Origin of the sequence: Enterobacter sp. IF2SW-B1 (genome assembly GCF_001743375.1) — a bacterium.
GTDB classification, from domain to species: domain Bacteria; phylum Pseudomonadota; class Gammaproteobacteria; order Enterobacterales; family Enterobacteriaceae; genus Enterobacter; species Enterobacter bugandensis.
The window spans coordinates 465,745-488,558 of the sequence record NZ_MJAA01000001.1 but is presented as its reverse complement, the minus strand read 5'-3'; the positions used below and the strand labels follow the sequence as shown (position 1 = coordinate 488,558).

21 protein-coding genes are annotated in these 22,814 nt (G+C 55.6%); 18 read left to right on the top strand and 3 right to left on the bottom strand.

Going from position 1 to position 22,814, the window contains the following annotated elements; all coding sequences use genetic code 11:
- Positions 1 to 30: 30 nt before the first annotated feature.
- A complete protein-coding gene (gene flgK, locus A6013_RS02415) occupies positions 31 to 1,671 on the top strand; it encodes a flagellar hook-associated protein FlgK (protein WP_048956760.1) in 1,641 nt (546 codons plus the stop codon).
- A gap of 14 nt (positions 1,672 to 1,685) precedes the next feature.
- The gene (flgL, locus tag A6013_RS02410) at positions 1,686 to 2,639 is read left to right on the top strand and encodes a flagellar hook-associated protein FlgL (RefSeq protein WP_041910520.1); all 954 of its coding nucleotides are present in this window, start codon (positions 1,686 to 1,688) and stop codon (positions 2,637 to 2,639) included.
- Between the two features lie 75 nt (positions 2,640 to 2,714).
- On the opposite strand, the gene A6013_RS02405 is transcribed toward flgL, so the two are convergent.
- Positions 2,715 to 3,929 carry an MFS transporter gene (locus tag A6013_RS02405; protein WP_045261646.1) on the bottom strand — a complete coding sequence of 405 codons (1,215 nt, stop codon included), beginning with the start codon at positions 3,927 to 3,929 and terminating at the stop codon, positions 2,715 to 2,717.
- A 109-nt stretch (positions 3,930 to 4,038) separates the two neighbouring features.
- Here A6013_RS02405 and A6013_RS02400 point away from each other — a divergent pair, with 109 nt between their 5' ends.
- Positions 4,039 to 4,977, top strand: coding sequence for a LysR family transcriptional regulator (locus tag A6013_RS02400; RefSeq protein ID WP_069732486.1), 939 nt, complete (start codon positions 4,039 to 4,041; stop codon positions 4,975 to 4,977).
- Positions 4,978 to 5,018: 41 nt separating this feature from the next.
- On the opposite strand, the gene rne is transcribed toward A6013_RS02400, so the two are convergent.
- Positions 5,019 to 8,126 (bottom strand): ribonuclease E, encoded by a 3,108-nt coding sequence (rne, locus tag A6013_RS02395; protein WP_069732485.1) that lies wholly within the window; start codon positions 8,124 to 8,126, stop codon positions 5,019 to 5,021.
- Positions 8,127 to 8,698: 572 nt separating this feature from the next.
- Here rne and rluC point away from each other — a divergent pair.
- Positions 8,699 to 9,646 carry a 23S rRNA pseudouridine(955/2504/2580) synthase RluC gene (gene rluC / locus A6013_RS02390; protein WP_069732484.1) on the top strand — a complete coding sequence of 316 codons (948 nt, stop codon included), beginning with the start codon at positions 8,699 to 8,701 and terminating at the stop codon, positions 9,644 to 9,646.
- Between the two features lie 79 nt (positions 9,647 to 9,725).
- Here the strand turns inward: rluC and A6013_RS02385 are convergent, their stop codons facing one another.
- The gene (locus A6013_RS02385; protein WP_041910516.1) at positions 9,726 to 10,310 is read right to left on the bottom strand and encodes a nucleoside triphosphate pyrophosphatase; all 585 of its coding nucleotides are present in this window, start codon (positions 10,308 to 10,310) and stop codon (positions 9,726 to 9,728) included.
- Positions 10,311 to 10,450: 140 nt separating this feature from the next.
- On the opposite strand from A6013_RS02385, the gene yceD reads away from it, so the two are divergent.
- The 14 genes from yceD to ptsG all read left to right on the top strand — a co-directional run bounded on the left by yceD (position 10,451) and on the right by ptsG (position 22,777).
- A complete protein-coding gene (yceD, locus tag A6013_RS02380; RefSeq protein WP_021240759.1) occupies positions 10,451 to 10,972 on the top strand; it encodes a 23S rRNA accumulation protein YceD in 522 nt (173 codons plus the stop codon).
- Between the two features lie 16 nt (positions 10,973 to 10,988).
- Entirely contained in the window at positions 10,989 to 11,162 is a 174-nt protein-coding gene (gene rpmF, locus A6013_RS02375) for a 50S ribosomal protein L32 (RefSeq protein ID WP_003857964.1), read from the top strand.
- An 80-nt stretch (positions 11,163 to 11,242) separates the two neighbouring features.
- On the top strand, positions 11,243 to 12,277 hold the full coding sequence (plsX, locus tag A6013_RS02370) for a phosphate acyltransferase PlsX (protein ID WP_028012715.1): 1,035 nt from the start codon (positions 11,243 to 11,245) through the stop codon (positions 12,275 to 12,277).
- 6 nt (positions 12,278 to 12,283) lie between these two features.
- Positions 12,284 to 13,237: a beta-ketoacyl-ACP synthase III gene (locus A6013_RS02365; protein WP_041910515.1), complete on the top strand. Its 954-nt coding sequence runs from the start codon at positions 12,284 to 12,286 to the stop codon at positions 13,235 to 13,237.
- Between the two features lie 15 nt (positions 13,238 to 13,252).
- Positions 13,253 to 14,182, top strand: coding sequence for an ACP S-malonyltransferase (gene fabD, locus A6013_RS02360; RefSeq protein WP_028012717.1), 930 nt, complete (start codon positions 13,253 to 13,255; stop codon positions 14,180 to 14,182).
- Positions 14,183 to 14,194: 12 nt separating this feature from the next.
- Positions 14,195 to 14,929, top strand: a complete 735-nt coding sequence (fabG, locus tag A6013_RS02355; protein WP_010429699.1) for a 3-oxoacyl-ACP reductase FabG — start codon at positions 14,195 to 14,197, stop codon at positions 14,927 to 14,929.
- A gap of 154 nt (positions 14,930 to 15,083) precedes the next feature.
- Entirely contained in the window at positions 15,084 to 15,320 is a 237-nt protein-coding gene (acpP, locus tag A6013_RS02350; protein WP_003857954.1) for an acyl carrier protein, read from the top strand.
- Positions 15,321 to 15,411: 91 nt separating this feature from the next.
- Positions 15,412 to 16,653: a beta-ketoacyl-ACP synthase II gene (gene fabF / locus A6013_RS02345; RefSeq protein WP_045630098.1), complete on the top strand. Its 1,242-nt coding sequence runs from the start codon at positions 15,412 to 15,414 to the stop codon at positions 16,651 to 16,653.
- 121 nt (positions 16,654 to 16,774) lie between these two features.
- Entirely contained in the window at positions 16,775 to 17,590 is an 816-nt protein-coding gene (gene pabC / locus A6013_RS02340) for an aminodeoxychorismate lyase (RefSeq protein ID WP_069732483.1), read from the top strand.
- The gene (yceG, locus tag A6013_RS02335) at positions 17,587 to 18,609 is read left to right on the top strand and encodes a cell division protein YceG (protein ID WP_069732482.1); all 1,023 of its coding nucleotides are present in this window, start codon (positions 17,587 to 17,589) and stop codon (positions 18,607 to 18,609) included. Before pabC ends, yceG begins: the two co-directional genes overlap by 4 nt.
- On the top strand, positions 18,599 to 19,240 hold the full coding sequence (tmk, locus tag A6013_RS02330) for a dTMP kinase (RefSeq protein WP_041910511.1): 642 nt from the start codon (positions 18,599 to 18,601) through the stop codon (positions 19,238 to 19,240). The genes yceG and tmk overlap by 11 nt, the downstream gene beginning before the upstream one ends.
- Complete coding sequence (gene holB / locus A6013_RS02325) at positions 19,237 to 20,241, top strand: DNA polymerase III subunit delta' (protein WP_059356874.1); 1,005 nt, start codon at positions 19,237 to 19,239, stop codon at positions 20,239 to 20,241. Before tmk ends, holB begins: the two co-directional genes overlap by 4 nt.
- Before the next feature lie 10 nt (positions 20,242 to 20,251).
- Positions 20,252 to 21,046: a metal-dependent hydrolase gene (locus A6013_RS02320; protein WP_069732481.1), complete on the top strand. Its 795-nt coding sequence runs from the start codon at positions 20,252 to 20,254 to the stop codon at positions 21,044 to 21,046.
- Positions 21,047 to 21,343: 297 nt separating this feature from the next.
- Positions 21,344 to 22,777 (top strand): PTS glucose transporter subunit IIBC, encoded by a 1,434-nt coding sequence (ptsG, locus tag A6013_RS02315; protein ID WP_028012724.1) that lies wholly within the window; start codon positions 21,344 to 21,346, stop codon positions 22,775 to 22,777.
- Positions 22,778 to 22,814 lie beyond the last annotated feature (37 nt).

Sequence of the window (22,814 nt, the reverse complement as noted above, 5' to 3'; positions counted from 1 at the left end):
CTCGTGTCTGAACGTATAAAAGGAACCCCCATGTCCAGTTTGATTAACAGCGCCATGAGTGGCCTCAGTGCCGCGCAGTCGGCACTCAATACCGTCAGTAATAATATTTCAAGCTATAACGTGGCAGGTTACACCCGCCAGACGACGGTGCTGGGTGCATCTAACAGCACGCTGACCGGCGGTGGCTGGGTGGGTAACGGGGTGTATGTCTCCGGTGTCCAGCGTGAATATGACGCTTTCATCACCAACCAGCTGCGCGCCGCGCAGACCCAGAGCAGCGGCCTGACCACGCGCTATCAGCAGATGTCAAAAATTGACGATGTGCTCTCCGATACCACCAACTCGCTTTCCACCACTCTGCAGGATTTCTTTAAGAGCCTGCAAACGCTGGTGAGCAACGCGGAAGACCCGGCTGCGCGTCAGACGGTGCTGGGAAAAGCGGGCGGCCTGGTCAATCAGTTCAAAACCAACGATCAGTATCTCCGCGATCAGGATACGCAGGTGAATACGGCGATCGGGACCAGCGTTTCGCAGATCAACAACTATGCCAAACAGATTGCCAATCTGAACGATCAGATTTCCCGCCTCACCGGCGTCGGCGCGGGCGCATCGCCTAACGATCTGCTCGACCAGCGCGATCAGCTCGTCAACGAGCTGAACAAAATCGTGGGTGTGGAAGTTTCGGTTCAGGATAGCGGCACGTTTAACATCTCTTTCGGCAATGGCTACAGCCTGGTGCAGGGCAGCAAAGCTAACCAGCTGGCTGCTGTGAAGTCCAGCGCCGATCCTTCCCGCACCACTATCGCCTACGTCGATGAAGTTGCGGGTAATGTCGAGATCCCGGAAAAGATGATCACCACCGGCTCGTTAGGCGGTTTGCTGACCTTCCGCGCGGAAGATCTGGATAAGGCTCGTAATAACCTGAACCAGATGGCGCTGGCGTTTGCTGACGCGATGAACAAGCAGCACGAGGCCGGCTTTGATGCCAACGGCGATGCGGGCGGCAAGCTGTTCGGCTTCGGTTCTCCGGCTGTGCTTTCCAACAGCAAAAATAGCGGCACGGCGGTCGTCAATGCCACCGTTGCGGACAGCACCAAAGTTCAGGCAACGGACTATAAGCTGCAGTTTAACGGCACCGACTGGACCATCACCCGCACGTCGGACAAGACCAGCTTTACCATGAGCCCGGATGCCAGCGGCAATCTGTCGTTTGACGGTCTCAACGTGAACGTCAGCGGTTCGGCCAACGCCAAAGACAGCTTTACCGTGAAGCCCGTCTCTGACGTCATCATGAACATGGAACTATCCATCAGTGACGAATCCAAACTGGCCATGGCCGCGGTGCAGAACGGCGGTGAGAGCGACAACCGCAACGGGCAGAAAATGCTCGATCTGCAAAACAGCAAAGTGGTTGGCGGGAACAAAACCTTTAACGATGCCTATGCCTCACTGGTGAGCACCGTAGGGAGCACCACCGCTTCACTGAAAGTCAGTAGCCAGACGAAAGCCAATGTGGAAACGCAGTTAATTAAGCAGCAGCAGACCATCTCTGGGGTAAACCTCGACGAAGAGTATGGCAACCTGCAGCGTTATCAGCAGTATTACCTCGCCAACGCGCAGGTGCTTCAGACTGCCAGTACGCTCTTCGATGCAATTATCAACATTCGTTAAGGTTGAGGTGAAAAATGCGTATTAGCACCCAGATGATGTACGAACAGAACATGCGCGGGATCACCGATTCCCAGAGCAGATGGCTGAGCTACGGTGAACAAATGTCCACCGGCAAGCGCGTTAACCGTCCGTCGGACGATCCTATCGCGGCTTCACAGTCTATTGTGCTGTCACAGTCTCAGTCTCAAAACAGCCAGTTCGCGTTAGCGCGCACCTTTGCCACGCAAAAAGTGTCGCTGGAAGATAACGTGCTGACCCAGGTGAACACCGCTTTATCAAGCGTGCGTGAGAAGCTGGTCTACGCGTCAAACGGCACCTTAAGCGATGACGACCGTCTCTCTCTGGCGACCGATATCCAGGGGATCCGCGACCAGCTAATGAACCTGGCTAACACGACGGATGGCAATGGTCGCTTTATCTTTGCGGGATACAAAACCGAGAGTGCACCGTTTGATGCCGCAACCGGCACCTACAATGGTGGTACTGAGGCGATCACTCAGCAGGTCGATACGGCGCGAAACATGGCGATCAGCCATACCGGCCAGCAGATCTTTGAGAGCATTACCAGCAATGCACAAGAGTTGCCGGGCGGTGGGTATGGCGATACCAACATGTTTAAAATCCTTGATTCCGCCATTGCTTCGTTGAAAACGCCGATTGAGAACGATCCGGCCGCAGCCGCCGCGCAAGGTCAGGTGATTTCCAACGCGCAGATCGGTATTAAAAACGCTCAAAACAACGTCCTGACGGTCGTTGCGGATGTGGGTACTAAACTGAACGAACTGGAAAAACTCGATACCCTGGGTGACGACCGCGCGCTGGGTCAGACTAAGCAGATGAGCGACCTGGTGGACGTGGACTGGAACGAAGCGATTTCCTCTTACACCATGCAGCAGGCGGCCCTGCAGGCCTCTTATAAAGCGTTTAGCGATATGCAGGGCATGTCTCTGTTCCAGCTGAACAAATAACATCTTGACCTCTTGGAACATGTCTTGAAACTGGGCATGTTTTACTGCCCAATCCGTCTGGATTGGGCATTTTTTTTATGCCATTTCTGCTGGTGCCGAGGCGACCCGCGCGCTTTCAATCATACGGATTGCCAGCGCAATGATGCCGCAGACCGTTGCCAGCGCAACTACGCCCGTCCAGCCAGCCAGCGTGTAAATATTGCTGCCTAACGCGGAACCCAACGCCATGCCGATAAAGATCACGGTAAAGAGCAGGGCGTTCAGACGACCCCGCGCCTGTGGCTCAAGGCTGTAAACCAGATTCTGGTGCGCGACCAGGCTGGACTGCAGGCCCAGATCGAACCCGATAGCAGAGACGGCAATCAGAATCAGCTGTCCGTGAACTCCCAGGGCGGGCATCAGGAACATCAGGGCAAACGAGACGGTCACAAGGACGGCACCAAGCTGCGTGACTTTCCCGGCACCCAGTTTATCCGCCAGGCCGCCCGCCAGCGGGGCTGCCAACGCACCGGCTGCCCCTGCGATACCAAAACCACCGGCGACGGCACTCCCGAGGTGATAGCGTTCCAGCAGCATGACCGCAAGCGTAGACCAGAAGGCGCTAAAGGCTATCGACAGAAAACCCTGGGCCAGCGCGGCACGGCGCAGAGCGGGATAGCGACGCCACAGATGTTCCATCGAGCGCAGCAGAGCGGGATAGCTCAGCGTGGAGTGAACGGCGAAACGAGGGAGTACGGCCCACATCACCACGCCGATAAACGCAATACTTGCCGCAGCCAGCTGATACATCACGCGCCAGCCAAACGCTTCGCCCACCACGCCGCTGACGGTTCGGGAGAGCAAAATGCCCAGCAGCAGACCGGTCATCACCGTACCCACGGTTTTCCCCTGTTTGCCTTCCGGCGCAAGGATCGCCGCAGCCGGGACAATATCCTGCGCCATGGTGGCGGCCATGCCGATGAGCAGGCTTGCCAGCAGCAGGGAGTGGATCTGTCCGGTCAGGCTACAGCCCAGCAGGAACAGCGCCAGGGCCGCGCTCTTTATCAGGATTAATGTTCTGCGGTCGTGGCGATCGCCGAGCGGCAGCAGGAACAGGATCCCTAAGGCATATCCCGCCTGGGTGAGGGTCGGGACCAGGCCCATTCCTTCGATACTCAGGTGAAGGTCGGCGCCCATCAGAGGCAGCAGAGGCTGGGCATAATAGATGGATGCCACGCTGAAGCCTGCACCGAGCGCCAGCATTAAGATTACCCAGCGGCTTACGGCATGGGCGGCGGTTGTTGTATTCATAAGACGTTCCTCATTCATCGTGTGAGGCTATTTTTCATCAGTACGCCTTGCGGCGGTAGCGAGCGCGGTGGTAAAACGCTTATACGTTGAACGTATAGATGAAAAGTAAATGAAAAAAGTTGAGCGTATAGACAGGGTAGAGCTGATGCGGACGTTTGTCCGCATTGTGGAGGCGGGTTCCCTTTCTGCGGCGGCACGGCAGCTGGACACAACCCAGGCCACGGTGAGCCGGCGGCTGCAGTCGCTTGAGACAATGCTGGGCGTGCGTCTGATGTTGCGCACCACCCACACGACGCGGTTGACGGATGACGGGGAGCGCTGCTATCAGCATGCCCGCCGGGTAATTGACAGCTGGCTGGCGCTGGAAGATGAGGTGGGGCAGACGGAAGATGAACCTGTAGGCGTGCTGCGGGTGCGGGCGCCGCATGCGTTTGGTCAGGATCAGCTCCTGAAACCACTAACCGAATTTCTACAGCGTTATCCGCAGCTTTCTATTGAATGGATGCTCAACGATCGGTCGGCTGATTTTCTGGGCGACAACCTTGACTGCGCTATTCGGGTGGGAATGGAAGTCGACCCGGCGACCGTGTCCGTGCTGCTGGCCGAAGTGCCGCGCTCGGTGGTGGCTTCTCCGGCATTGCTGGACCGCTTTCCGACGGTTAACACCCCGGAGGATCTGCAGCAGCTTCCCTGGATTGCCATCAGCTCTTTCTACCAGCGCCATGTGGAGCTTTTTCACGAGGCATCATCCGCCACCGCGCGCGTGATAATTACCCCACGCCTGAGCACCGACAGTCTGTATGTCGCACGCAATACGGCACTCACCGGTCTTGGCGTGGCGGTAGTATCCAGCTGGACGGTACAGGATGATATCCGGGAAGGTCGGCTGGTACATTTGCTGCCAGAGTGGCAGCCGGCGGCGTTACCGGTGCATCTGGTTTACCCCTGGTCCCGGTATTATCCTGCGCGCTTGCGGCGATTTCTGGAGCTAATGCGGCAGATCATGCCGGAGGTCACCGGGATGAGAAAGCCCGTGCAGCAGCCATAAAAAAAGCCGACCCGAAGGTCGGCTTTTTACTTTCTGCGTCGTTATTCGACAGACTGCGGACGCGTCGCTGGTGCAGTCGCCTGATGCGTTGCACTGTGGCCGCCTGCAGCGCCTTTACCGTCAAAGCTGAACGCCGGGCGAACCCAGTCGCTGTGACGCGGTGCTTCAGGCACATACTCTGGTGCCGGAGCGCGCGTCATCGGCGCTGTCGCAACGTGAGCAGGCGCAGGAGCGGTAACAATCTTAACCGGCTCTGGCTCCACTTCAGGCGCTTTCGCTTCTTCAACAACCGGTTCAACCTGAATCTCAACGTCCTGAACGATTTCTTCAGTGGTGGTTTCTACGACGGTTTCAGCGGCTTCTTCCACTGCGGCTACAGGTTCAGCCTCTTCAGCGACTTCCTCAGCCACCACGACATCTTCTTCGGCGATAATCTGCGGTGCGGCATCAACCGGCGCGGCAATCACTTCAGGATGGGTGGTTTCGACGTCCACTGCGTGTGGTTCTGCCGCTTCAACAACCTGAGGTTCAACCACGGTTGCTGCTTCGGTCACAGCGTCTTCAACCGCTGCTACAGGAGCAATCACCTCTTCGGTCACAGCCTGCTCTTCAACAGCCTGCTCCAGGCGAGCGACCGGATAACGGATCCAGACTTTGCCGGATGCCATTTCTGGTGACGCGCACGCCACGGTCAACGGCATTGGAGACTGAGTCGGATAACGCTCGTCACGGTAGCGACGACGACGCTGGCCACTCACGCGCAGATGACGCGGAGAACGGCGGGAGCGACGCGGCATACCTGCGTTGTCACGGTTTTCACCGTTTTCATCCTGCTCAACGTTATTGTCCACGATGGCTGGCAGGTCAACTTTTGCAACCTGCGTGCCTGTTGCGGTTTCTGCCGCTTCAGCCGCAACTACGGTGGTTTCTTCTACCGGAGCCGCACCAACGCGCACTTTCTGTGACAGCTGGCGCTGCTTACGACGAGGCATCACCTGAGTACGTTCTTCCTGCTCGCCGTCCTGCTGCTCAGCGGGCTCTTCGCGGTTCAGGTTTTTAACTTCCTGCTGCGCCTGACGTTTCTCGTCGTTACGACGACGGTTGCGTTCGCGGCGTGGCTGCTGCTCGTCGCGCTGTTTGCTCTTCTCGGACTCATCGCCCGCCTGCTGGCGAATTTCACGATCTTCAACATTCTGCTGCTGTTTCTCGCGACGGTTGCGACGGTTGTCTTCGCGCTGCTCACGGCCTTCGTTATTGTCTGAACGGCTGTCACGACGCTCGTTACGGTCGCTGCGGTCGTTACGATCGCGGCGGTTGTTCTGACGCTTGCGACGGTCCTGCTGACGTTCAGGTTTGGCTGCTTTAGGTTCTTCTTTCGGCTGCTCTGGCTGAACTTCTTCACCCGCAAACATCTTCTTCAGCGCACCGAAGAAGCGGCTCAGCAGACCCGGTTGCGCCGGCTGGGCTTTCACGGCCGTTGCTTCTGGTTTCTGCGCCGCCGGTTTGGCTGCAGGTTTTTCCAGCGCCGCTTCCGGTGGTGCTTCAGGCATAATGAAGGTCGCTAACGCAGGCTGCTCTGGGAGTTTGCGCTCGGCAGGTTCTTCATCGGAAGGCAGCGCCATCTCTTCTTCATGCAGCTTCGGCAGCAGGTAGCTGAGGGTGCTGGTCTCTTCGCCCTTACGGACACGCAGCACGTGATAGTGCGGGGTTTCCATCTGGTCGTTTGGCACGATGATGCAGCGAACGCCGCCCTGACGCGCCTCGATTGCGCTGACCGCTGCACGTTTTTCGTTCAGCAGGTAGGAGGCAATCGGCACAGGCACAATGGCGTGAACCTCTTTGGTGTTCTCTTTCAGCGCTTCTTCTTCAATCAGACGCAGGATAGAGAGAGACAGCGATTCGTTATCACGCACGGTACCGGTGCCGGAGCAGCGCGGGCAGACGTGATGGCTGGACTCACCCAGCGACGGGCTCAGACGCTGGCGGGACATCTCCAGCAGGCCGAAGCGCGAGATGTGGCTAATCTGGATACGCGCGCGATCCTGACGCACCGCTTCACGCAGGCGGTTTTCAACCGCACGCTGGTGACGAACCGGGGTCATGTCGATGAAGTCGATAACAATCAGACCGCCCAGGTCGCGCAGGCGGAGCTGGCGGGCGATTTCATCAGCGGCTTCAAGGTTGGTGTTGAAGGCCGTCTCTTCGATGTCCCCGCCGCGGGTTGCACGCGCGGAGTTGATGTCGATAGCGGTCAGCGCTTCGGTGGTATCGATAACGATAGAACCGCCGGACGGCAGGCGCACTTCACGCTGGAAGGCGGACTCGATCTGGGATTCGATCTGATAATGGCTGAACAGCGGGATTTCACCGGTGTACAGTTTAATTTTGCTGGTGAAATCCGGACGACCCAGCGCGGCGATGTGCTGGCGAGCCAGCTCAAGCACTTTCGGGTTATCGATCAGAATCTCACCGATGTCCTGACGCAGGTAATCACGGAAGGCACGCACGATAACGTTGCTTTCCTGGTGGATCAGGAACGGAGCAGGGCGGCTTTCTGCGGCTTTCTGGATAGCTTCCCAGTGCTTCAGACGGAAGCTCAGGTCCCACTGCAGCGCTTCGGCAGATTTGCCCACGCCCGCGGTACGCACGATAAGCCCCATGCCATCCGGCAGCTCAAGGCTTGCCAGCGCTTCTTTCAGCTCGGTACGGTCATCACCTTCGATACGGCGAGAGATGCCCCCCGCGCGCGGGTTGTTTGGCATCAGCACCAGATAGCTCCCCGCCAGGCTGATAAAGGTGGTCAGTGCGGCACCCTTGTTGCCGCGCTCTTCTTTATCAATCTGAACGATAACTTCCTGACCTTCACGCAGAACATCTTTGATGTTTGGGCGGCCATGGGCGTTGTAGTTTGCAGGGAAATATTCGCGGGCGATTTCTTTCAGAGGGAGGAAGCCATGACGCTCAGCACCGTAATCGACAAATGCAGCTTCAAGGCTTGGTTCAATGCGGGTGATTTTACCTTTGTAAATGTTCGCTTTTTTCTGTTCGTGTCCAGGACTTTCGATATCCAGATCGTACAGGCGCTGCCCATCCACAAGGGCGACACGCAACTCTTCTTGCTGAGTTGCGTTGATTAACATTCTTTTCATCGTAACTTACTCGTTATTCTTACATTGACGACAAAGCTGCGGGCAAGGTGACGCTTTCCGGGGTATGAACCGATGGCCTCGTGTCTGTTCACGTCGCCAACCTCACGGTTGTCGCTCGCTTAAGAGGCGCAGAGTGTCGGTTGCCTGTATTTCATACGGAAACACAGCGCAATTATCAGGGGAATTGCCTGGGTAGAACTCTCCAGAGAACAATCCTTATACCGGGAAGTACTGCAACCCGCAGCCCGCTAACTGCCTGAAAGATCAATACGTCTTACGCCATTGCTGCGTGGATGATCGGTCAGACAAAATTGGTCATTCCGTCGACATCCTTACAAAACCCGGATTTAACGCGGAAAACAGCCCCATTATTCCACTGCTCGCCGGGTTATAGCAAGATGACTTTTACCAATTATCACCCGGTTACTCACAGTTTCTTCACCTCAAGGTGGTGATTGGTTTAATAACCACCAAATCGATTGCGTGAAACGGGGCGCAGGCCGGATAAAAGTAAATATAAGCATAGAAAAATGAGTGGCGCTAATGGCTGACGATATTTAGAATCGCCAACCATGAAAACAGAGACTCCAGCCGTAAAAATGGTTGCTATCGCGGATGACTACGCGGGGCAACGCATCGATAACTTCTTGCGCACCCAACTGAAGGGCGTGCCAAAGAGTATGATTTACCGCATCCTGCGTAAGGGCGAGGTGCGGGTGAATAAAAAACGCGTGAAGCCTGAGTATAAGCTCGAAGCCGGTGATGAAGTGCGTATTCCACCGGTTCGCGTGGCTGAACGTGAAGAAGAGGTGTTGTCGCCGAAGCTGCAAAAAGTCGCGGCCCTGAGCGATGTCATCCTTTATGAGGACGATCATATTCTGGTGCTGAATAAGCCATCGGGTACCGCGGTCCACGGTGGTAGCGGTCTGAGCTTCGGCGTGATTGAAGGGTTACGTGCGCTGCGTCCGGAAGCCCGTTTCCTCGAACTGGTTCACCGCCTGGACCGTGATACCTCAGGCGTGCTCCTGGTAGCGAAAAAGCGTTCAGCGCTGCGTTCCCTGCACGAGCAGCTGCGTGAGAAGGGCATGCAGAAAGATTATCTGGCGCTGGTGCGCGGTCAGTGGCAGTCCCACGTGAAGGTGGTGCAGGCCCCGCTGCTGAAGAACATTCTGCAAAGCGGCGAGCGCATTGTGCGCGTGAGCCAGGAAGGGAAACCGTCGGAGACGCGCTTTAAGGTTGAAGAGCGCTATGAGTTTGCCACGCTGGTGCGTTGCAGCCCGGTGACGGGACGTACCCACCAGATTCGCGTGCATACCCAGTTTGCGGGCCATCCGATTGCGTTTGATGACCGCTACGGCGATCGCGAGTTCGATAAGCAACTGGCGGGTACGGGCCTGTCGCGTCTGTTCCTGCATGCGGCAGCGCTGAAGTTTACCCATCCTAATACCGGGGAAGTTATCCGTATTGAAGCGCCGCTGGATGAGCAGTTGAAACGCTGCCTGAAGGTTCTGCGCGGCTGATTAGGTGCCGGGTGGCGCTGCGCTTACCCGGCCTACGAAACCCGTAGGCCCATGCAAGCGAAGCGCCGCTGGGCATAACTTACACGATCAGCGGATTACACTCTTCTCGCCGTAACATCTGGCACAAGGCAATCAGCGGCAATCCCACCAGTGTGTTCGGATCCCGACCGTCCAGCTTGTCGAACAGCGCAATCCCCAGTCCTTCACTCTTAAAGCTTCCTGCGCAGTTCAGCGGACGTTCCCGGCGCACGTAGTCCATAATCTCCTGCTCGCTAAGATGGCGGAAGTGCACGTCGAACGGCTCGCATTCGGTTTGCAGATGGCCGGAGGCGGAGTTATAGAGCGCCAGGCCCGTGTAAAAGGTCACGATAGTGCCCCGCGCACGCAGAAGCTGCTGGCAGGCATTCTCCTCCGTATGGGGCTTGCCGGTGATTTCGCCGTCCAGCACGCAAACCTGATCGGAGCCTATAATCAAATGTGCAGGATAACGTGCGGCCAGCGATTGCGCTTTCTCCTTAGCGAGACGCGTTACCAGATGACGCGGTGATTCGCCCGGCTGCGGCGTCTCATCAACGTCCGGCGCGGCGCATTCAAACGGGATCCCGAGCTTTTCCAGCAGCGTTCGACGGTAGGGAGAAGTGGAAGCAAGGACGAGATTTGGCATATTTTTATCACCAGATATAGCGTATCGATGCCAGCCATTTTAAACTACAGGCCGCAATGTGTGCGAATAATTGGCAAAAGGCAGCTCTGGTTGCCTTTTTCTTTGACTCTATGACGTTACAAAGTTAATATGCGCGCCCTATGCAAAAGGTAAAATTACCCCTGACTCTTGATCCGGTTCGTACGGCTCAAAAACGCCTTGATTACGAAGGTATCTATACTTCCGATCAGGCCGAGCGTATTGCCGAATCTGTAGTCAGTGTGGACAGTGATGTAGAATGCTCCATGTCGTTCGCTATCGACAACCAGCGTCTCGCCGTTTTAACCGGTGATGCAAAGGTAACGGTAACGCTCGAGTGTCAGCGTTGCGGGAAACCGTTTGTACAGCATGTTCACACAACGTATTGTTTCAGTCCGGTTCGTTCTGACGAACAGGCTGAAGCACTCCCGGAAGCGTATGAGCCGATTGAGGTTAACGAATTCGGTGAAATCGATCTTCTGGCTCTGGTTGAAGATGAAATCATCCTCTCCTTGCCAGTCGTTCCGGTGCATGATTCTGAACACTGTGAAGTGTCCGAGGCGGACATGGTCTTTGGGGAACTGCCTGATGAAGCGCAAAAACCAAACCCATTTGCCGTATTAGCCAGCTTAAAGCGTAAGTAATTGAGGAGTAAGGTCCATGGCCGTACAACAGAATAAACCAACCCGTTCCAAACGTGGCATGCGTCGTTCCCATGACGCGCTGACTGCAGTTACCAGCCTGTCTGTAGACAAGACTTCTGGTGAGAAACACCTGCGTCACCACATCACCGCTGACGGTTTCTACCGCGGCCGCAAGGTTATCACTAAGTAATCGCGCGAAAGCGTGATTAGGCTTAGTGAGGATTTCCCCGTGCAAACGGGGAAGTTACCGAACCAGGCTGCGACGATACCTTGACACGTCTAACCCTGGCGTTAGATGTCATGGGGGGAGATTTTGGCCCTTCCGTGACAGTGCCTGCAGCATTGCAGGCACTGAATTCTAATTCGCAACTCACACTTCTTTTAGTCGGCAATCCCGACACAATCACGCCATTACTTGCAAAAGCTGACTTTGAACAACGTTCGCGTCTGCAGATTATTCCTGCGCAGTCAGTTATTGCCAGTGATGCACGCCCCTCACAGGCGATTCGTAATAGCCGTGGCAGCTCTATGCGCATGGCGCTGGAGCTGGTAAAAGAAGGGCGAGCGCAGGCTTGCGTCAGCGCCGGCAATACCGGTGCGCTGATGGGGCTGTCGAAATTACTGCTCAAGCCGATTGAGGGCATTGAGCGCCCGGCGCTGGTGACGGTGTTACCGCATCAGCAGAAGGGGAAAACGGTGGTGCTCGATTTGGGCGCTAACGTGGATTGTGATAGTACCATGCTGGCTCAGTTCGCCGTGATGGGGTCGGTGCTGGCAGAAGACGTGGTCGGGATCAACAATCCCCGCGTTGCGTTATTGAATATTGGTGAAGAAGAGACCAAAGGCCTGGACAGCATTCGCGACGCTGCTGAAATGCTCAAACAGGTTCCCTCCATCAACTATATTGGTTATCTCGAAGCCAATGAGTTGCTGACGGGAAAAACGGATGTTCTGGTGTGCGATGGCTTCACCGGAAACGTAACGTTGAAGACCATGGAAGGGGTCGTGCGCATGTTCCTTTCTCTGCTGAAATCTCAGGGAGAAGGCAAAAAAAGCGCCTGGTGGTTGATTTTATTGAAGCGTTGGTTACAAAAGAGCCTGACGCGGCGATTCAGTCACCTCAACCCCGACCAGTATAATGGCGCCTGTCTGTTAGGATTGCGCGGCATCGTGATTAAGAGTCATGGCGCCGCCAATCAGCGAGCATTTTCTGTCGCCATTGAACAGGCAGTGCAGGCGGTGCAGCGACAAGTCCCTCAGCGGATTGCCGCTCGCCTGGAATCTGTATTAGCTAAAAGTGACTGAGCGTACATGTATACGAAGATTTTAGGTACCGGCAGCTACCTGCCAAAACAAGTGCGTACCAACGCCGATCTGGAAAAAATGGTAGATACGTCTGACGAGTGGATTGTCACGCGCACAGGTATCCGTGAACGTCGTATCGCCGCGCCAGACGAAACCGTGTCCACCATGGGTTACGAAGCCGCACAGCGCGCTATCGAAATGGCGGGTATCGATAAAGAAGAGATTGGCTTGATCGTGGTTGCCACGACGTCTGCCACGCATGCTTTCCCAAGCGCGGCGTGTCAGGTGCAGAACATGCTCGGTATTAAAGGCTGCCCGGCGTTTGACGTTGCCGCCGCGTGCGCAGGTTTCACCTACGCGCTGAGCATTGCCGATCAGTATGTTAAATCTGGCTCCGTCAAATATGCGCTGGTTATCGGTGCTGACGTTTTGGCGCGTACCTGCGATCCAACCGATCGCGGAACGATCATTATTTTCGGTGATGGTGCCGGTGCGGTGCTGCTGGGGCAGTCCGAAGAGCCGGGTATCATCTCCACGCATCTGCATGCCGATGGCCGCTACGGCGAGCTGTTAACGCTGCCTAACGCCGATCGCGTTAATCCGGACAGCTCCATCTACCTGACCATGGCGGGTAACGAGGTGTTCAAGGTGGCGGTGACCGAGCTTGCGCACATTGTCGATGAGACGCTGGAAGCAAATAACCTTGAACGCACCGCGCTCGACTGGCTGGTGCCGCATCAGGCGAACCTGCGTATCATCAGCGCCACCGCTAAAAAGCTGGGCATGTCGATGGATAACGTTGTGGTGACGCTGGATCGTCACGGCAACACCTCTGCGGCGTCGGTACCGTGCGCATTTGATGAAGCGGTACGCGACGGACGAATCAAACGGGGCCAGCTGGTCTTGCTTGAAGCCTTCGGTGGCGGGTTCACCTGGGGTTCCGCGCTGGTTCGTTTCTAGTATAAGGAATAAAAAATGACGCAATTTGCTTTTGTGTTCCCGGGCCAGGGTTCTCAAACCGTTGGGATGTTGTCTGAAATGGCAGCAAACTACCCGGTCATTGAAGAGACTTTTCGTGAAGCTTCTGATGCGCTGGGTTATGATCTGTGGGCGCTGACCCAACAGGGTCCGGCCGAAGAGCTGAACAAAACCTGGCAAACTCAGCCAGCGTTGCTGACTGCGTCCGTTGCGCTGTGGCGCGTATGGCAGCAGCAGGGCGGTAAAGCGCCAGCGCTGCTCGCGGGCCATAGCCTGGGTGAATACTCTGCGCTGGTGTGCGCCGGTGTGATTGCGTTTGCTGACGCGGTGCGCCTGGTAGAACTGCGCGGTAAATTCATGCAGGAAGCGGTGCCAGAAGGAACGGGTGGCATGTCTGCCATTATTGGTCTGGATGATGCCGCGATTGCAAAAGCGTGTGAAGAATCTGCTGAAGGGCAGGTGGTTTCTCCGGTTAACTTCAACTCGCCGGGCCAGGTTGTTATTGCTGGTCATAAAGAGGCCGTTGAACGTGCCGGTGCTGCCTGTAAAGCCGCGGGCGCCAAACGCGCACTGCCGCTGCCGGTCAGCGTACCGTCGCACTGCGCACTGATGAAGCCCGCAGCCGAGAAACTGGCGGCTGAGCTGGAAAAAATTACCTTCAACGCACCGACGATTTCCGTTGTGAACAACGTCGATGTGAAATGCGAAACCGCGCCGGAGGCTATCCGTGACGCACTGGTTCGCCAGCTCTATAGCCCGGTACAGTGGACCAAAACCGTTGAGTTTATGGCCTCTCAGGGCGTTGAGCACCTTTATGAAGTCGGTCCTGGTAAAGTCCTCACCGGTCTGACGAAACGTATTGTTGACACCCTGACTGCCTCGGCGATTAACGAGCCGGAAGCGATGTCAGCGGCACTCTCGCAATAAAAGAGGAATACCATGAGTTTTGAAGGAAAAATTGCCCTGGTGACTGGCGCAAGCCGCGGTATCGGGCGTGCAATTGCTGAAACACTGGTCGCGCGCGGCGCGAAGGTGATTGGTACAGCAACCAGCGAGAATGGCGCTCAGGCCATCAGCGAGTATCTGGGTGCGAACGGTAAAGGTCTGGTACTGAATGTGACCGAACCTGCATCTATCGAATCTGTTCTGGAAAATATTCGCGCAGAGTTTGGTGAAGTGGATATTCTGGTCAATAATGCCGGGATAACTCGCGACAACCTGCTGATGCGAATGAAAGATGATGAGTGGAACGATATTATCGAAACCAACCTGTCATCTGTATTCCGTCTGTCAAAAGCGGTAATGCGCGCTATGATGAAAAAGCGTCATGGTCGTATTATCACTGTTGGTTCTGTGGTTGGTACCATGGGAAATGCTGGTCAGGCTAACTACGCTGCGGCGAAAGCAGGTCTGATCGGTTTCAGTAAGTCGCTGGCGCGTGAAGTCGCGTCCCGCGGGATTACTGTAAACGTTGTTGCTCCGGGCTTTATTGAAACGGACATGACGCGTGCGCTGACTGATGATCAGCGTGCGGGTACGCTGGCGGCAGTTCCGGCGGGTCGTCTTGGCGACCCTAAAGAAATCGCCAGTGCGGTTGCATTTTTAGCCTCTGACGAAGCGGGTTACATCACTGGTGAGACCCTCCACGTCAACGGCGGGATGTACATGGTTTAATCACGATCGAAAATATTTGCGTTATTAGGGCAAATGGCCTCAAAATAACGTAAAATCGTGGTAAGACCTGCCGGGATTTAGTTGCAAATTTTTCAACATTTTATACACTACGAAAACCATCGCGAAAGCGAGTTTTGATAGGAAATTTAAGAGTATGAGCACTATCGAAGAACGCGTTAAGAAAATTATCGGCGAACAGCTGGGCGTTAAGCAGGAAGAAGTTGTGAACTCCGCTTCCTTCGTTGAAGACCTGGGCGCAGATTCTCTTGACACCGTTGAGCTGGTAATGGCTCTGGAAGAAGAGTTTGATACTGAGATTCCGGACGAAGAAGCTGAGAAAATCACCACCGTTCAGGCTGCCATTGATTACATCAACGGCCACCAGGCGTAAGTGAACATCTCCAGGCGGTCATTCGACCGCCTGAGTTTTATCTTTTTTAGTCCCACGTATCTCTTTTTTTATCCCTCCCTGGAGGACAAACGTGTCTAAGCGTCGTGTAGTTGTGACCGGACTTGGCATGTTGTCTCCTGTCGGCAATACCGTAGAGTCCACCTGGAAAGCTCTCCTTGCCGGTCAGAGCGGCATCAGCCTAATCGACCATTTCGATACTAGCGCCTATGCAACGAAATTTGCTGGCTTAGTAAAGGATTTTAACTGTGAAGAGATCATCTCGCGCAAAGAACAGCGCAAGATGGATGCCTTCATTCAATATGGAATTGTCGCTGGCGTTCAGGCCATGCAGGATTCTGGCCTTGAGATTACGGAAGAGAACGCAACCCGTATCGGCGCCGCTATCGGCTCCGGGATTGGTGGTCTTGGCCTGATCGAGGAAAACCATACATCGCTGATGAATGGCGGACCGCGTAAGATCAGCCCGTTCTTCGTTCCGTCCACGATTGTTAACATGGTGGCAGGTCACCTGACCATTATGTTCGGCCTGCGTGGGCCAAGCATCTCTATCGCTACCGCGTGTACGTCTGGCGTACATAACATCGGCCAGGCCGCGCGTATCATTGCGTACGGCGATGCAGATGCTATGGTTGCGGGCGGTGCTGAAAAAGCCAGTACCCCACTGGGTGTTGGTGGTTTCGGCGCAGCGCGTGCGCTCTCTACCCGTAACGATAACCCTCAGGCGGCGAGCCGTCCGTGGGATAAAGACCGCGATGGTTTCGTGCTGGGTGACGGCGCAGGTATGCTCGTACTGGAAGAGTACGAACATGCGAAAAAACGTGGCGCGAAAATTTATGCTGAAGTCGTTGGCTTCGGGATGAGCAGCGATGCGTATCACATGACGTCTCCTCCGGAGAACGGCGCGGGTGCTGCACTGGCGATGGAAAATGCGATCCGTGATGCGGGTATTACCCCTGCACAGATTGGCTACGTTAACGCGCACGGCACTTCTACGCCTGCAGGCGATAAAGCAGAAGCGCAGGCGGTTAAGTCTATCTTCGGCGAGGCTGCCAGCCGCGTAATGGTCAGCTCCACGAAATCCATGACCGGTCACCTGCTGGGTGCGGCGGGTGCAGTAGAGTCAATCTACTCTATCCTTGCGCTGCGCGATCAGGCTGTGCCGCCAACCATCAACCTGGATAACCCGGATGAAGGTTGCGATCTGGACTTCGTTCCGCACGAAGCGCGTCAGGTTAGCGGTATGGAGTACACCCTGTGTAACTCCTTCGGCTTTGGCGGCACGAATGGTTCTCTGATCTTCAAAAAGGTCTGAGCCTGACTGCCCGAAAGCTATAAAAAAAGGTCCGCTTAGCGGGCCTTTTTTATTAGGGAAAATCCCCTTGTCCGGCTTTTAACATCCTGCCAGACTGAGCCTCCACGCATAAGGAGCCACCATGTTTTTAATTAATGGCCTTGAGCAAGAAACGCTGCCGGCAAGCGACAGGGCAATCCAGTTTGGCGATGGTTGTTTCACCACTGCGCGTATTCTTGACGGTGAGGTGAGCCTGCTTGACGCCCATATCCGTCGTTTACAAACAGCCTGCGAGAAATTGCTGATTCCCTTCATGCAGTGGGACATTCTCGAGCGCGAGATGCGCCGGCTGGCGTCAGGTAATACAAACGGCGTTTTAAAAGTTATTCTTAGCCGCGGCAGCGGCGGGCGAGGGTACAGCGGTTCCGCCTGTCAGCATCCCACGCGTATTCTTTCCGTGTCAGCGTATCCTGCTCACTATGCGCGCTGGCGTGAGGAGGAGGTAACGCTGACGCTGAGCCCGGTACGGCTGGGGCGAAACCCTATGCTCGCCGGAATAAAACATCTTAACCGCCTTGAACAGGTGCTTATTCGTACTCATCTTGAACAGACGGACGCCGATGAGGCGCTAGTCCTTGACAGCGAAGGGTTCATTACGGAATGCTGTGCGGCTAATTTACTCTGGCGGAAGGGCCGTGAGGTCTTCACCCCTTCGCTGGAGCAGGCTGGGGTTAACGGCATCATGCGCCAGTTTTGTTTGCAACAGCTGGCACATGCAGGCTTTCGCGTTGTCGAAGTAAACGCGAAGGAAGAGGCGCTGCTGTCCGCCGATGAAGTTGTGATCTGCAATGCGCTGATGCCTGTTATACCCGTTCGGGCGTATGGTCAACAGCGCTGGTCTTCGCGAGAGCTCTTTACGTTTTTAGCCCCGATATGTGAGCAAATCAAAAAGTCATGAAGAAAATGTTGCGCTTTGTCCTTCTCCTGATCGTTGCGCTGGGTATTGCCGGCGGAGCGGGAGTATGGAAGGTTCGCCAGCTGGCGGACAGTAAAATCCTGATTAAAGACGAGACGATTTTTACCCTGAAAGCCGGTACCGGGCGGATGGCGCTGGGCGAGCAGCTTTACGGGGATAAAATCATCAACCGTCCACGCGTGTTCCAGTGGTTATTGCGTATCGAGCCTGAACTGTCTCACTTCAAGGCTGGTACCTATCGCTTTACGCCCGGCATGACCGTCAGAGAGATGCTGCAGCTGCTGGAAAGCGGTAAAGAGGCACAGTTCCCGCTGCGCTTTGTTGAAGGGATGCGCTTAAGCGATTACCTCAAGCAGCTGCGTGATGCGCCTTACATCAAGCACACGCTCAAAGACGATCGCTATGAGACGGTCGCCGAAGTGCTGAAATTTGAACATCCTGAGTGGGTGGAAGGCTGGTTCTGGCCAGACACCTGGATGTATACGGCGGGCACGACCGATGTGGCGATTCTTAAACGGGCACACAAAAAGATGGTTGAGGCAGTTGATTCCGCCTGGGAAGGGCGCATGGACGGGCTGCCTTATAAAGATCAAAACCAGTTTGTGACAATGGCCTCGATCATTGAGAAAGAGACGGCCGTGGCGGCCGAGCGCGACCGGGTCGCGTCGGTATTTATCAACCGCCTGCGCATCGGCATGCGTCTGCAAACCGACCCGACCGTTATCTACGGCATGGGCGAAAGCTACACCGGCAAGATCTCCAGAAAAGATCTGGAGACGCCAACGGCGTATAATACCTACGTGATTAACGGCTTACCGCCGGGCCCGATAGCCACGCCGAGCGAGGCTTCGCTCAAAGCCGCCGCGCACCCGGCCAAAACACCGTATCTCTATTTTGTGGCTGATGGAAAAGGGGGGCATACCTTTAACACCAACCTTGCCAGCCATAATCGCTCTGTTCAGGACTATCTGAAGGCACTTAAGGAAAAAAATGCGCAGTAAATACATTGTCATTGAGGGACTCGAAGGGGCGGGTAAAACCACCGCCCGTAACGTGGTAGTGGATACGCTGAAATCGCTTGGCGTCGCTGACATGGTCTTTACCCGCGAGCCGGGCGGTACTCAGCTGGCGGAGAAACTGCGCAGTCTGGTGCTGGATATTAAATCCGTTGGCGACGAGGTTATTACTGACAAAGCCGAAGTGCTGATGTTCTATGCGGCGCGCGTCCAGCTGGTTGAGACCGTGATTAAACCTGCGCTGGCCGACGGCAAGTGGGTGATCGGTGACCGTCACGATCTGTCGACTCAGGCCTATCAGGGTGGCGGACGCGGTATTGACCAGGCGATGCTGGCAACCCTTCGCGATGCCGTACTGGGGGATTTTCGCCCGGACCTGACCCTCTACCTGGATGTGACCCCGGAAGTGGGCCTCAGGCGCGCCCGCGCGCGCGGCGAACTGGATCGCATTGAGCAAGAGTCATTCGATTTCTTTAACCGCACGCGCGCGCGCTATCTTGAGCTGGCCGCACGGGACAGCGCAATTCGTACCATTGACGCCACGCAATCTCTGGACGACGTCACGCGCGATATTCAACAGACCGTTACGCAGTGGCTACAGGAGCAGCAGGCATGAAATGGTATCCATGGTTGCGCCCGCACTTTGAACAGCTGATCGCCAGCTATCAGGCCGGTCGGGGGCATCATGCGTTACTGATTCAGGCGTTGCCGGGAATGGGGGATGATGCGTTGATCTACGCCATCACTCGTTTTCTGATGTGCCAGCAGCCGGAAGGGCATAAAAGCTGCGGTAAATGCCGCGGCTGCCAGCTGATGCAGGCCGGCACGCATCCTGACTATTACACGCTTGAGCCTGAGAAGGGCAAAAGCGCGCTCGGCATTGATGCCGTGCGTGAAGTCAGCGAGAAACTGTACGAACATGCGCGTCTGGGCGGGGCAAAAGTGGTCTGGCTCAACGACGCTGCGTTGCTTACCGAGGCGGCGGCGAACGCGCTGCTTAAAACCCTGGAAGAGCCGCCGGAAAAGACGTGGTTTTTCCTTTCCTGCCGGGACCCGGGACGTTTACTGGCGACGCTGCGCAGCCGTTGTCGTCTCCATCATCTGGCGGTACCTCAGGAATCGTGGGCGTTAAGCTGGCTTGAGCGAGAGGTGACAACGTCACAGGAGAGTGCGTTGTCTGCGCTGCGCCTCAGCAGCGGCGCCCCCGCGGCGGCGCTGGCATTACTACAGCCTGACGTCTGGTCGCAGCGAGAAGCGCTCTGCAGGGCCGTTGAGGCTTCACTTAACAACCAGGACTGGCTGAGTTTACTGCCTGCGCTGAATAGCGATCGGGCCATCGAGCGTCTGCACTGGCTGGCCTCCTTATTGCTCGATGCGCTAAAAATCCAGCAAGGAGCTACGCTGCTGACTAACCCGGACGCGTGGCCCCTGGTGAACATGCTGGCGAGCCGCCTTACAGGCGCGTCTCTGCACGCTATCCTTCATGATGTTTGCGAGAGCCGCGAACAGCTTTTAACCGTGACGGGTCTTAATCGCGAGCTTTTGCTGACCGACCAGTTACTGCGTATTGAACACTACCTGCAACCGGGCGTTACGCCGCCTGTTTCCCATCTCTGAGAGAGACATTATGTTTTTAGTCGACTCACACTGCCATCTTGATGGCCTGGATTATCAATCCCTGCACAACGACGTGGATGACGTGCTGGCGAAAGCCGCTGCCCGCGATGTGAAATTTTGTCTTGCGGTGGCGACGACGCTGCCAGGGTATCGCTCAATGCGTGAGTTGGTGGGCGATCGCGATAACGTGGTGTTCTCCTGCGGCGTTCATCCGCTGAACCAGGACGAAGAGTATGACGTAGAAGATCTGCGCCGACTGGCAGCAGAAGCGGGCGTCGTGGCGATGGGTGAAACCGGGCTGGACTATTTTTACACGCCGGAAACGAAAGCGCGCCAGCAGGCGTCTTTCCGCAACCATATTCGCATCGGCCGCGAACTGAATAAACCGGTCATCGTACATACGCGCGATGCGCGCGCCGATACGCTGGCGATCCTCCGGGAAGAAAACGTGACGGATTGCGGTGGCGTACTACACTGTTTCACAGAAGACAGAGAAACGGCGGGTAAACTGCTTGATTTGGGGTTTTATATTTCGTTTTCCGGGATCGTGACGTTCCGTAACGCTGAGCAGCTCCGTGATGCTGCGCGCTATGTCCCGCTCGATCGCATTCTGGTGGAAACAGACTCTCCGTATCTGGCGCCGGTACCGCATCGAGGTAAAGAGAACCAGCCGGCCATGACGCGAGACGTCGCAGAGTACATGGCCGTGCTTAAAGGCGTCAGTATCGAAGAGCTGGCCCGCGTCACGACGCAAAACTTCTCTGCGCTGTTCCATATCGACCCCGCCCGCCTGCAATCCGTCTGATAAGCCTGTTTTTTTTAGGCTCGTAATTAATAAATAAAACGAGTAAAGTTCACCGCCTCATTTGGGGCGGTGACGGTGTTCTTAGAAACATCCAGACATGCTTTTTGTAAATTACTGAAAGTTTTTCGACCGTCTTAAGCTGAAACGTGATAGCCGTCAAACAAACTCAGAGGGAATTATTTTACTCTGTGTAATAAATAAAGGGCGCTTAGATGTCCTGTCCACGGCACGGTACTCCCCCCGGGCCAATGCGTGAAAGCGTAAAAAAAGCACAAATACTCAGGAGCACTCTCAATTATGTTTAAGAATGCATTTGCTAACCTGCAAAAGGTCGGTAAATCGCTGATGCTGCCAGTATCCGTACTGCCTATCGCAGGTATCCTGCTGGGTGTCGGTTCTGCTAACTTCAGCTGGCTGCCAGCCGTAGTTTCCCATGTGATGGCTGAAGCAGGCGGTTCCGTCTTTGCTAACATGCCTCTGATCTTCGCTATCGGTGTGGCGCTGGGCTTCACCAATAACGACGGCGTTTCTGCGCTGGCTGCAGTGGTTGCTTACGGCATCATGGTGAAAACCATGGCTGTGGTTGCGCCGCTGGTTCTGCATTTACCGGCAGAAGAGATTGCCGCGAAACACCTGGCAGATACCGGTGTTCTGGGCGGTATCATCTCCGGTGCGATTGCAGCGTATATGTTCAACCGCTTCTATCGCATCAAGCTGCCTGAGTATCTGGGCTTCTTCGCGGGCAAGCGTTTTGTTCCGATCATCTCTGGTCTGGCAGCGATTTTCACTGGCGTGATCCTGTCCTTCATCTGGCCACCAATCGGTTCCGCTATCCAGACCTTCTCTCAGTGGGCTGCTTACCAGAACCCGGTTGTCGCGTTCGGTATCTATGGCTTCATCGAGCGTTGCCTGGTGCCATTCGGTCTGCACCACATCTGGAACGTTCCATTCCAGATGCAGATTGGTGAATTCACCAACGCAGCAGGTCAGGTGTTCCACGGCGATATCCCACGTTACATGGCGGGTGACCCAACTGCAGGTAAACTGTCTGGTGGCTTCCTGTTCAAAATGTACGGCCTGCCGGCTGCTGCGATTGCAATCTGGCACTCTGCTAAGCCAGAAAACCGTGCAAAAGTGGGCGGTATCATGATCTCCGCAGCGCTGACCTCGTTCCTGACCGGTATCACCGAGCCGATCGAGTTCTCCTTCATGTTCGTTGCGCCAATCCTGTACATCATCCACGCTGTACTGGCTGGCCTGGCGTTCCCAATCTGTATCCTGCTGGGTATGCGTGACGGTACGTCCTTCTCTCACGGCCTGATCGACTTTATCGTTCTGTCCGGTAACAGCAGCAAGCTGTGGCTGTTCCCAATCGTGGGTGCATGCTACGCCGTTGTTTACTACACCATCTTCCGCGTGCTGATCAAAGCACTGGACCTGAAAACTCCGGGTCGTGAAGATGCAACTGAAGACAGCAAAGCAGGCGCGACCAGCGAAATGGCTCCGGCACTGGTTGCTGCGTTCGGCGGTAAAGAGAACATCACTAACCTGGACGCGTGCATCACTCGTCTGCGTGTGAGCGTTGCCGACGTTGCGAAAGTGGACCAGCCGGGTCTGAAAAAACTGGGTGCAGCGGGCGTGGTTGTTGCAGGTTCGGGCGTTCAGGCTATCTTCGGTACTAAATCCGATAACCTGAAAACCGAAATGGATGAGTACATCCGCAACAGCTAAGCTGTGACCTGGGGAGACTAAGGCAGCCGAATGGCTG